Here is a 10368-nt window from a genome sequence, read left to right as displayed (position 1 = left end):
TGGGGTGATCGGGGGGGGAAATTTAGGCACTTTTTCCCTGAAAATTAGGTAATTGACCAGATGAAAATCGGTAAAACCCTACACCCCACACCCCACACCCCACACCCTAACCCCACCAACAAACTTTTTCAGCAGACCCTACTTAAGAAGCAACCATTTTGCGAATTTCCGAGTAGAAAACCGTTTGGCGATCGCCATTGGCTGACTGGATAATACTGGTACGCAATCTCAGATTAGGACTAGCAAACCAGATTCTTTCCTCGATACGATGGTGATTATCCTCGATGGTTAAAGTTAAAGCTTGATCGCTTCGGAGATGATATTCTCCCAGCGCTGCCGATTTACCGTCCGATGTGATTAATTTTCCTTGCCAAGAATTTTCTGAGGGTAGCCAAACTAAATAGCTAGAACCGATTTTTTTCGGTTGTCCATAGTCCACGGAATTATCCCAAGTCGTTTTCCATCCCCCTAGACTGGTGTGGGACTGACAGTTATTTCCTAAACATAATTGCATCACATCGGCAGCATCGGCAGCCAGCAAATCGATGGTGATTTCTGCTTTATTATTGGCAACTTTTTGGGCAGCTAATTGATAACTGGTGCGCTGAGAAAACCATTTACCCGCACAGAGATTAATAAATTCTTGAATGTCCATGAATGGCTGTAGGCAAAGATTGATCGCTCTGGAAGAATAGATTATTTATTCTATCCTATCCCTAGACGTTGGCCAATTTTTGCAAGGATAAACGAGCTGCTTCGCGCACTTGTGGATGTTCGTCCTTGACCAAAAATTTTAAGGCTGCGATCGTTTTTTCCGCCAGAAGCTGGCCTAAAGCTTCCGCTAATCGCTGCCGGATTAACCAGTCATCGGAGTTAACAAAAGTTAAAAGCTTCTCGACGGTTTCCACTGCTTTGATTTCGCCAAGGGCGGCAATAGCGGCCTGTTGAATAACCGCTTCGTTACTATCGAGGGCCGATAATAACACCTGTTTAGCCCGAATATCGCCCAAATTGCCCAAGGCAACGGCAGCACTGAAACGGACTAACCATTGCGTGTCTTCGTAAAAAGCCCGTTGTAGGGGTTCAAAAGCGCGAATATCTTCTAAATAACCTAAGGCCCCCGCAGCATCGGCGCGAATGCCATAATCGGCATCATTGGCTAACAAATCCACTAGGATAGGAAAGCATTCCTCGGTTTGTTTGACTCCCAAAGCAAAGACAGCCATCGATCGCACCGGCAGCATTTGATCATAAAGGACTTTTTTGATCAAGGGTACAGCTTCCTCCGGGGTCACTTCTCGCAGGGAGGCCAAGGCCAGCAGACGATCTTTAGAGTTGCTGCTTTCTAACTGGAGGGCAATGCTTTCTATATCAGGCTTACTCATTTTTGTCAATCACTTGTAATATTTCTTTAATTCTAACGCAATTGTTTCTAAACCAGTAGCTCCAGTGGACTGAAACAGCTAATTTCTGTGTGTTACAGTGTTTCTCATAAATATGAAGTGTAACCTAATTTGGTATGGAAGACCGACTCCCGAAAACGAAAATTTTGTACCCGATCATTAAGATAACTGCTATCAACAGGTTCGGGATATTGCTTGAGAAAAATTAATTGTTGGTGTCGGAATGTTCAATTTGCTATAACTTCGGTTGATGGAATTGATAAACATCAGTGATCGCTTGTACCCAACCATTAGCAACAGATTCTAATAATCGATCGCCTTTTTCTTTACTTGCATTAGTAGCATCTCCCATCACTCCACTTTTAGTTAATTCCTTAGTTAACCAAGCAAAGGGTAATTTTCCTTCCATAGTTAATAAACTATTTTCTGGCAAACCTTGGGGATATTCTCGGACAGCCCGCTCAATTTTGACCTGTTCTGGTAGTAATGATAACATAATGCTAGTTTCCACATCTCCTGCATGAATACCGTATTCTAATTCATATTCCGAGAATAATTCAGCCGCATTGTGGGGAACTCGCCAAGTGAAAAAAGGAAACACTAAAAAATCGGTATATTGTTGATGAATATCCCTAGCGGCAATTTCCATAACTTGCGGTTGTCCACCGTGGGAGTTCATTAATACTAATTTGCGAAAACCTGAACGATAGAGACTTTCAGCTATTTCTTGAATGAGGGCTAATAAGGTTGTTGCCGAGAGGGTAATCGTGCCGGGGAAAGACCAATGTTCGTTAGATTTTCCGTAGTAGAGACAGGGTAAAGCAAAGGCGGGAACATTTGTATTTAATTTCTCGAAAGCTTTGCCTAAAACCCCTAAACTAATGGCAGCATCGACGGCAATAGGGAGATGGGGTCCGTGTTGTTCGATCGCACCGATGGGTTGAATAATTACCACATTTTCCTTATCTGGCATTGAATCTATATCCGTCCAAGTAAGATAGGGAAAATAACGATGAGGGGGAATAAAACCGTGCATCATAATTTTATTAGGGGGTGAGGGATTAGGGTTAGGGGAAAAATAAACGTTTACATTGTAATTTTATCACTAATTCTTGGCAAGGTTGCCAATCGTCTTTATCGGTCATGGCTGACCAAAACGAATTCCTATAGCAACAAAACCTCTTTCATTAATTATAATCTGCAATATCGTCGGGCAAAAACACCAGGGGCGACTTGTTTTTTTACCCTTGTTACTGAGCATCTTTAAGCCTTTTCTTTAAGTATTGTTGTTAATGTAGCTTATTAAAATTAGCGATCTGCTACGCAGTGACTTTGGCATCGCACTTGAACTCACAGCTTCAATCAATCTGCATGGTGCGTTCCCAAAAATCGATCGGTGGAGCAGTAGAAGTCAGATTAGGGAATGCACCCTACAAGAACGGCGATCGCAATTGATTTAAGGTTGGTTCTGTCTCAAGTGTCAAAGTAGTCATGCCATGTATCGAGTAATGTTGTTTGATGTTCTATCACCAGCCTATCAATTTGATTCAACTCATGTTCTTTAAAGCCTATGTTAAAATCATAGTGGTTAGGCTTATCAACTCCGGCTATGGATGAAAGCTTTGAATGGGATGAAGATAAAAATCGTTTAAACCAACAGAAACAAGATGTTTCCTTTGAATTAGCCCAATACGCATTTTTTGACCCCAAAAGAGTTATCGTACAAGATCTGGCTCACAGTCAAGAAGAAAATCGATTTTACTGTATGGGGCAAGTCGATGAAGGAATTATCACAGTACGCTTTACTTACCTGGAAGGAAAAGTTAGAATTTTTGGAGCTGGTTATTGGCGAAAAGGACGTAAACTATATGAACAGCAAAATAACTTATACTGATGAACCAATGGAACTGGGACAAGTCGTTAAAGATTTTTTACCGCCTCCAGACCAGTTAGTTCCTAAAGGTAAAACCAAAACTACTCAAGTAACATTAGAATCAACAGAAGAAAGTGTAACCTTCTTTAAATCTCAAGCAGCTCGAAAGCAAATTCCTTAGGAAAAAATAATCGAATTACTGGTGGAACAATATGCTCATGAATGTATATCTGATGGTTAAACGCTTCATAAGAGTATTGTCTAACCGACATTATAGCTAACTTGAAAAAGGTGCGTTACACGCGCGTTTTCGCACCCTACAAGATCGGCATCGCACTTAAACTCACAGCTTCAATAAATGTGCATGGTGCGTTCCCAAAAATCTATTGGTGGAGCAGTAGGATCCAGATTAGGGAACGCACCCTACGGCTATATTATCCCTTGTGAATTCGATAGGTAACGGTGTAATCCCAACTCGAATACCATCCTCCTTTTTTTTGGAGAGTCCAAAACTGGGCGTGGCTCCCACTGGGAATTGCTGAAACTGGCAAATCACGCTTGAGTTGTCCCAATTCATCATCTTTATCCAGCATCATTGCGAGTCCTACACCCGCAATCGCAAACGGAAGAATTGTTCCCGTAATTTGGGCAGGGGGATAGGGAACCGCTTTTAAGCCTGCAGATATGGTACTTCCTACTTTCGTCACCATTTCACCATGCTTTGACCAGTCTTTGCCCGCGTCTTCATCATATCCAGCCAAGGCAATGTACAAAGTGTTGTTTTCAGGTACGTCATCATCAAATATAATACCGCCCCCTTTACCAAATGGTTTGCGCTGGTTGTCGTTAATTTTAATAGGAACAGTCAAGACTGGGCGAATTTTCAGATCATTGCCTGTCGCTCCTAATTTTGAGTAAGAACCGACACCACCCAAGATATAAAAATCATCCGCACCAGTAACATCCTCAGTGTCACGGCAATATACATCAACCAGCTCAATTCGAATTCTAGTCATGGCTTTTAACTCTATGTAGGTACTGTTATTCAATGGTTGCCGCATAACTGTTAATTATACGGAAATTCTCTACATAACACTCTTCAGAGTAACGATATGGGTCAACTTTCTGTATATCACTCCATTTAGGCGCAATCGCCAGAACTTTTCCCTATATCACGCCCAAAAGCGTGTTAGCCAGATTAGCTTACTGCAAACAATCTCCTTTTAAGGAGACTGATCACAGAAGCCTTCTAGGGTTCTAGCAAAGCTCTTTGTATTTGGCTGCACTTTGTCACAAAATTTCACTATTATTTCGGGTGCGGTGATTTGTTATAGCGGTTTTCAGTGTAATAAAGTATGGTAAATCCCTTGTTATACTAAATCCGTTGAGTAACGCACAGAAAACGGGTTTCTCCGAGAAACCCGTTTTCTACTCATGCAAAAGGCAAAAAGGGGAATAAATAATCAGTCTTTAATAACCAGATTTAGTATTATGCCGCTGCAATCCTTGTTTTCAAATACAAAAACATGAATCTGCCTGTTATTGATGTGCCTCCATATACGCTCGTAGCAATTGATTGATCTGTGTTTGATAGCCACGCCCTTGAGACTTAAACCACTCTAATACATCGCTATCAATGGGGAGTGTAACTTGAGTCTTGGCTTTTGTAGCAGGTAAACCCCGCCGCACTACCGCCTTAGCAAACATTTCTGGCGTAATCTCTGGACAATCTGATAAATCAATATCTTCATCGCTCATCGCATCCAATCGTTGCCAATCAGTTTGAGAGTTGCTCGAAGTAGGTTCGTTGTTCATATTTCGTCGCTTTTCTTGCAGAAATAATACGGGTGCAATCCTCACGTTCCGTATGGACAACGGCAATCACTCGCCCTTGCAACAAACCGAATGTGACAAAACGCTGCTCTCCATAACCGTAACGATCGTCCTCAACCGTTACAATATCCCCATCAAGCACGGCTGGAACATCGGTAAAATCTATTCCGTGCTTACGAAGATTAGCAAGACGTTTTGCTTCATCCCATTCATATTCCATAACCGAACGACAGCTACAATAACCAATTGTAGTTATAAATTGTCGTTACAGCTATCCATGCCAAGCAATTTTTATCGTCAATGAATGCCCCGCAAGCAACTTCAAGCTACTGTCCTAACCGAGGACTTGCCGCATAACTACATATTACAGGTCAACTTTCTATATAACACTCTCCAGAGTAACGATATGGGTCAACTTTCCCTACATCACACCCAAAAGCCTGTTAACCAGATGAGCTTACTGCAAACAATCTACTTTAAGGATACTGATCACAGAAGCTTTCTAGAGTTCTAGCAAAGATTTTTATATCTGACTGCACTTTGTCACAAAACTTCACTATTATTTTGACACTTTTAATGGTTGGAGCGGAAACATTGATCGCCAAGTCTGGTCAATTTTTGTCCAAAGCATTTGAGGAAATGACCTAAATAAATAGCCAGACATAGTGCTATTTTCTTTGTTACCCAAAAGTAAGCTATCCTCGCACTTTTGGCAAATTTAAGACCATTGAATAGGGTAAATTAACCAATAATTAATACAAATTTGGGGTGCGTTAATTTAAGCAATAACACACCCTAACTTTGTATTAATGCAAGAAATGACGAATGCCTGTTAAGACCATAATTAAACCTAACTCATTAGCGGCATTAATCGAATCCTGATCTTTTAAAGAACCTCCTGGTTGAACAATTGCCTCGATGCCAAACTGGGCCGCCGTGCGAACAGAATCATCAAAGGGGAAAAAGCCATCACTAGCCAAATAGCCACCTTTGGCCGCTTCCCCTGCTTGTTCAAGGGCAATTTTCGTCGAACCAACGCGATTCATTTGCCCCGCACCAACGCCTAAAGTAGTTTGATTTTTTGTCACCACAATAGCGTTAGATTTAACGTGCTTAGATACTTTCCAAGCAAACAGTAATTCCGCTAATTGTGCGGCAGTGGGTTGTTTTTCTGTCACCACGCGCCAATCATCTGGGGTTTCTACCAGATCATCGGCCGCTTGTACTAGAAAACCGCCGGCGATAACTTTTACTGTTTGTTTTTCTCCCGTGCTTAAATCCGGCAGCAATAAAATCCGCACTTTTGACTTTTTAGCGAGGATATCCCGGGCTTCGGGGCTACAATCGGGAGCAACCACGCATTCTAGGAAGGTTTTCGTTAATTCTTTAGCGGTTGCTTCATCTATGGCTTGATTTAGGGCAACAATACCCCCAAAAGCTGAGATAGCATCGGCGTTAAAAGCTTTAGTATAAGCTTCCACTAAACTATCACCGATCGCCACCCCACAGGGATTAGTGTGTTTCAAGATAGCGGCGGCTGGTTCTTCCCTGCCGAATTCGACGATTAAACGGCGGGCTGCTTCTAAATCGACTAAATTGTTATAACTTAGTTCTTTTCCCTGTAATAAGGTCGCTTTTCCCCAACCGTGAGCCATTGTACCGCTACCATACCAAGTGGCACTTTGGTGGGGATTTTCGCCGTAACGCAGGGTTTGCAGGGCATTTCCCGCCAAATTAAAGCGCGTCGTTTCCCCGTTTAAGCTGGCGAAATAGGATGCGATTGCACCATCGTAGGCATTGGTTAAGGCGAAGGTTTCTCCCGCCATTTTTTGGCGGAATTCCAGGGAGATTTCGCCGTTATTTTGCCGTAATTGGCTTAAATACCGCTCGTAATACTTCGGGTTACTGATGACAGTCAAATGGGCGAAATTTTTAGCCGAGGCGCGTAACATCGCCGGACCGCCAATATCGATTTGTTCGATCGCCTGAGCGGTGGTAACATCAGGATTAGCGATCGTCTGTTCAAAGGGATAGAGATTAACCACCACCAAATCAAAAGGACGAATTTGATTAGCCTCCATTTCCGCTAAATCTGACTGCCAATCCCGTCTAGCCAAAATACCGCCATGGATGCGAGGATGAAGAGTTTTCACCCTTCCGCCCAAGATTTCAGGAGATCCTGTGTATTCTCCCACTTTAATCACGGGAATTCCCGCCGATTGCAGTGTTTTGGCGGTTCCTCCACTGCTAATAATTTCAAAATCAAATTCTTCTGTTAGCTGACGGGTAAAGTCAACTATTCCAGTTTTGTCAGTCACGCTGATCAGCGCTAAACGTCCCATAGTAGTGATCTATAAGCAACAATTTCAGTATATCTCAGTCCTAACCCGTTAAAAATTAAAAAAAGTAGGTTAATAAATAATCAGCTGCTTCTATATTTTCGTCTCTCAAATATCAACTTATGCCAAGAAAAAAATGTCGTTGTCAGATCAGAAGAGGAAAGAGGCAATGCTCCGGTGCTGATTCGGAGCATCTTTCAATTTGACAACGCCGATTGTAGGGCTAATTCATGAATTAGCCTTACGCCGATTGTAGGGCTAATTCCACTGCTAAATCGAGCGACTCTTGTTCCCCACTTAAGCCCAACTATCGGCACTATAAATCTTGTCAGATTACCATCATCTTTTCTTATTCTTAAAATGTCCCCTAAGTACCTAAGCAAAATTAATTCCACATATCTAACTACCTCTTGCCTCTTGCCTCTTGCCTTTTGCCTATCCTAAGCAAGAAATTAATTTTGCACGACTACCTAATAACGTTTGTGATCAACTAATTGACTGAGAGTCACCACCTGATAACCTCGATCGTGTAATTTCGCTAATAAATTCTTCAGCACGATCGCCGTGTTTTCATCTCTTTCGGGAGACCCACCGTGAAGCACTAAAATCGCCCCGGGGAAAATAAATTGCGAGATATACCAAGTGGTAAATTGAGGGTGATTCGTTGCTTTTCCGGTATCTAAAGGGATCATGGAAGCGAGGGCAAATCGGGACTCGTAGCCGGGGAATTTCCCCAAAAACGAGCGCATAGATTGATTATAGAAGGCTTGACCGGGACGATACCAGCGCGGTGCAAGACCGGCAAGACGAGTTAAAATATCGTTAGCTTCCCGAAACTGACTAGCAAAAGCGTCGGCAGCCAGTTGACTGGTACGCAGATCTTGGGTGCCGTGATTAGCGATTTCGTGACCTTGGGCGATGAGGCTCTCAATCAAGGTGGAGTTCGGTTGTAGGTGTCCCGTGATCAGAAAAAAAGTCGCCTTGACGGCAGTTGCCGGGCTGGCTTTTTCTCGATTATGAGCGGCGATCGCTGCTAAAATGCGATCGGTGGATTTTCCTTCTGGATCGTTGGGGGTGGGTAGATCATCGATAGTAAGGGCGATAATTTTCTCTCCTGTCGGTTGATAGAAAATTGCCCCGGTCAAAAGTCGAGCGACGATCGAGATAATTAATTTGGCAATGCTCATTTGGGGGGTTAAGGGATGAGAGGAGAAGCAAAGATTAGCGATTACAGGCCAAAGATGATTTCTTTAGGAGATATTTCTGCATTTTGTTGAGTTTCTGCATAAGCCCCAAAACTGAGTCTAGCGACTCCGGGTAAAAATAAGGTAGTGGCCACGGATGACAACTACCAAACCGGTGAGCCTTTTCAAGGCAAAAATTAGACATATCTGCCCTTAGATTGGCTGATCATGGCTATTTGCCACTGGTTCGGAGCTATCCTCGCCAATCCAAGCCCTGACTAACTCGTAGCAAAGACCGAGCAGAACCGGCCCGACGAATAAACCAATAATCCCGTAGGCGATCACTCCCCCGAACACCCCTAGCAGAATCACCACCATGGGAATGGGCAGGCCGCGCCCCATTAAGATCGGTTTGAGGAAATTATCCACCAAGGTGGCGGGAATCATCCAGATGGTAAACAATAGGGCGATGGAATTGGGCAGTGTTACCCAAGCGTGAATGAGCGCCCCCAAGACAATCAAACCTGGGCCAATTTGCAGAATGCCCAAAATTAGGGTGAGGAGAGTTAATAAACCGGCCGCAGGCGTTCCCACCGTTACTAAACCGATGCCAATCAAAAGACTCTGGATAATGGCAACGCCAATAATACCGCGGCTCACATTGCGGACGGTGGAGGCGGTAAGACTGGCCAGCGCGATTCCTCGACCTGGGGCGATCTTTTCCGCTAACCGGTTCATCAGGTGAGTCAGATTTTTAGCGGAGAGGGTGAGGGCCGCCGCAATCAGAATCGAGGCGATAAATTTCAGCACCGTCAGACCGGTACTGGTAGCCAGGGAAAGCGAGATTTTCCCCATTTCTTTTAATTGTGGCTCGAAGCGTTGAAGAAATTGACCCGTGTTATTTGATGCCTGCTGCCAGAGACTGGCAATCCTTTCGCCAATTAGCGGCCAGGTGGCCACATCGTCGGGGGGAGGGGGAATCACCGCCGCACCAGTATCGATATACTCGGCCAGCGTTCGCAGATTACCGGCCAGAACCGCTGCAATGCCACTCACCGGACCGATAATAATCCCTAGACAAATTAGGGTGAGGAGAACTGCGGCTAGTTTCGCCCGGCCTGCGAGTAACTTTTTTAACCAGAGAAAGAGCGGATACCAAGCGATCGCTAGAATTGCTCCCCAGAGGATCATGGTTAGGAAGGGACGCAGTAAGGTAAAACCGGCAAATAACAACAGGCCGAGAAAAAACAGCCGGATGACGAGATCGATAATTTTAGCGTCGTTTTTCATCGGAAATTTTGGGTTTGAAACCCCGTCCTTCTAGGACGGCTTGACATTTAAAATACATCTCGCTAAAACTAGGCATTTTCAGCGAGAAGCCATGTACCTGACTCAAACGAACCAGATACCCGGACTTGAAGCGAGGGAATTTAACGCCTTGGGAGAACTGCCGACTGAGTAAAAACCTCTACAATCTAGGGCTTTACACGGTTGGACAGTATTATTTTCAAGAACGAAAACATCTTTGCGATCGAGTCCAACTATCACTACTGTAAGGGAAATGAGAACTATAAACGGCTGAATACCGATATAAGTAGGGCTTGCTGAATAAATCTAAAAACCTTGTTGGATAAGGCTTTTAGACTTTTTTGACCTCAAAAAGTGCCGACCATTGGAGGGATCGGGGGTAAAATTCAGGTACTTTTTCCCTGAAAATTAGGTAACTGACTACCTCA

General features: G+C 43.7%; 12 protein-coding genes. 3 read left to right on the top strand and 9 right to left on the bottom strand.

The annotated features are described in order from the left end of the window. Positions 1-142: 142 nt before the first annotated feature. The 3 genes from IM496_RS15675 to IM496_RS15665 form a co-directional block, all read right to left on the bottom strand. The gene (locus IM496_RS15675) at positions 143-655 is read right to left on the bottom strand and encodes a phycobiliprotein lyase (protein WP_194017568.1); all 513 of its coding nucleotides are present in this window, start codon (positions 653-655) and stop codon (positions 143-145) included. A 61-nt stretch (positions 656-716) separates the two neighbouring features. Further along, positions 717-1385, bottom strand: a complete 669-nt coding sequence (locus IM496_RS15670) for a HEAT repeat domain-containing protein (RefSeq protein WP_287662481.1) — start codon at positions 1383-1385, stop codon at positions 717-719. A gap of 253 nt (positions 1386-1638) precedes the next feature. After that, positions 1639-2442: a creatininase family protein gene (locus IM496_RS15665; RefSeq protein ID WP_287662480.1), complete on the bottom strand. Its 804-nt coding sequence runs from the start codon at positions 2440-2442 to the stop codon at positions 1639-1641. Between the two features lie 570 nt (positions 2443-3012). Between IM496_RS15665 and IM496_RS15660 the strand changes: the two genes are divergently transcribed. After that, on the top strand, positions 3013-3297 hold the full coding sequence (locus tag IM496_RS15660; protein WP_287662479.1) for a BrnT family toxin: 285 nt from the start codon (positions 3013-3015) through the stop codon (positions 3295-3297). Continuing rightward, a complete protein-coding gene (locus IM496_RS15655) occupies positions 3272-3457 on the top strand; it encodes a hypothetical protein (protein ID WP_287662477.1) in 186 nt (61 codons plus the stop codon). Before IM496_RS15660 ends, IM496_RS15655 begins: the two co-directional genes overlap by 26 nt. A gap of 253 nt (positions 3458-3710) precedes the next feature. On the opposite strand, the gene IM496_RS15650 is transcribed toward IM496_RS15655, so the two are convergent. The 6 genes from IM496_RS15650 to IM496_RS15625 form a co-directional block, all read right to left on the bottom strand. Further along, positions 3711-4292: a hypothetical protein gene (locus IM496_RS15650; RefSeq protein ID WP_287662476.1), complete on the bottom strand. Its 582-nt coding sequence runs from the start codon at positions 4290-4292 to the stop codon at positions 3711-3713. 523 nt (positions 4293-4815) lie between these two features. After that, positions 4816-5034 (bottom strand): BrnA antitoxin family protein, encoded by a 219-nt coding sequence (locus IM496_RS15645; protein ID WP_228008497.1) that lies wholly within the window; start codon positions 5032-5034, stop codon positions 4816-4818. A 19-nt stretch (positions 5035-5053) separates the two neighbouring features. Beyond that, the gene (locus tag IM496_RS15640) at positions 5054-5329 is read right to left on the bottom strand and encodes a BrnT family toxin (protein ID WP_002754141.1); all 276 of its coding nucleotides are present in this window, start codon (positions 5327-5329) and stop codon (positions 5054-5056) included. A gap of 586 nt (positions 5330-5915) precedes the next feature. Then, positions 5916-7451: a bifunctional phosphoribosylaminoimidazolecarboxamide formyltransferase/IMP cyclohydrolase gene (gene purH / locus IM496_RS15635; RefSeq protein ID WP_287662474.1), complete on the bottom strand. Its 1536-nt coding sequence runs from the start codon at positions 7449-7451 to the stop codon at positions 5916-5918. A 467-nt stretch (positions 7452-7918) separates the two neighbouring features. Beyond that, positions 7919-8635, bottom strand: a complete 717-nt coding sequence (locus tag IM496_RS15630) for a polysaccharide deacetylase family protein (protein WP_194014174.1) — start codon at positions 8633-8635, stop codon at positions 7919-7921. A gap of 210 nt (positions 8636-8845) precedes the next feature. Next, complete coding sequence (locus IM496_RS15625; protein WP_194014172.1) at positions 8846-9922, bottom strand: AI-2E family transporter; 1077 nt, start codon at positions 9920-9922, stop codon at positions 8846-8848. 40 nt (positions 9923-9962) lie between these two features. Between IM496_RS15625 and IM496_RS15620 the strand changes: the two genes are divergently transcribed. After that, on the top strand, positions 9963-10094 hold the full coding sequence (locus IM496_RS15620; protein ID WP_265578142.1) for a hypothetical protein: 132 nt from the start codon (positions 9963-9965) through the stop codon (positions 10092-10094). The last annotated feature ends 274 nt before the right edge of the window (positions 10095-10368 follow it).

Origin of the sequence: Microcystis sp. M049S2 (assembly GCF_020245625.1) — a bacterium.
GTDB classification, from domain to species: domain Bacteria; phylum Cyanobacteriota; class Cyanobacteriia; order Cyanobacteriales; family Microcystaceae; genus Microcystis; species Microcystis ichthyoblabe_A.
The sequence above is the reverse complement of the archived record's forward strand: the minus strand, read 5'-3'. Positions and strand labels throughout refer to the sequence as shown.

What these genes read in the sequence shown, in the direction of transcription:
- purH (WP_287662474.1), bottom strand. Translation starts at nt 7,451, where the DNA reads ATGGGACGTTTAGCGCTGATCAGCGTGACTGACAAAACTGGAATAGTT.
- IM496_RS15670 (WP_287662481.1), bottom strand. Translation starts at nt 1,385, where the DNA reads ATGAGTAAGCCTGATATAGAAAGCATTGCCCTCCAGTTAGAAAGCAGC.
- IM496_RS15650 (WP_287662476.1), bottom strand. Translation starts at nt 4,292, where the DNA reads ATGACTAGAATTCGAATTGAGCTGGTTGATGTATATTGCCGTGACACT.
- IM496_RS15640 (WP_002754141.1), bottom strand. Translation starts at nt 5,329, where the DNA reads ATGGAATATGAATGGGATGAAGCAAAACGTCTTGCTAATCTTCGTAAG.
- IM496_RS15655 (WP_287662477.1), top strand. Translation starts at nt 3,272, where the DNA reads ATGAACAGCAAAATAACTTATACTGATGAACCAATGGAACTGGGACAA.
- IM496_RS15675 (WP_194017568.1), bottom strand. Translation starts at nt 655, where the DNA reads ATGGACATTCAAGAATTTATTAATCTCTGTGCGGGTAAATGGTTTTCT.
- IM496_RS15660 (WP_287662479.1), top strand. Translation starts at nt 3,013, where the DNA reads ATGGATGAAAGCTTTGAATGGGATGAAGATAAAAATCGTTTAAACCAA.
- IM496_RS15630 (WP_194014174.1), bottom strand. Translation starts at nt 8,635, where the DNA reads ATGAGCATTGCCAAATTAATTATCTCGATCGTCGCTCGACTTTTGACC.
- IM496_RS15665 (WP_287662480.1), bottom strand. Translation starts at nt 2,442, where the DNA reads ATGATGCACGGTTTTATTCCCCCTCATCGTTATTTTCCCTATCTTACT.
- IM496_RS15645 (WP_228008497.1), bottom strand. Translation starts at nt 5,034, where the DNA reads ATGAGCGATGAAGATATTGATTTATCAGATTGTCCAGAGATTACGCCA.
- IM496_RS15625 (WP_194014172.1), bottom strand. Translation starts at nt 9,922, where the DNA reads ATGAAAAACGACGCTAAAATTATCGATCTCGTCATCCGGCTGTTTTTT.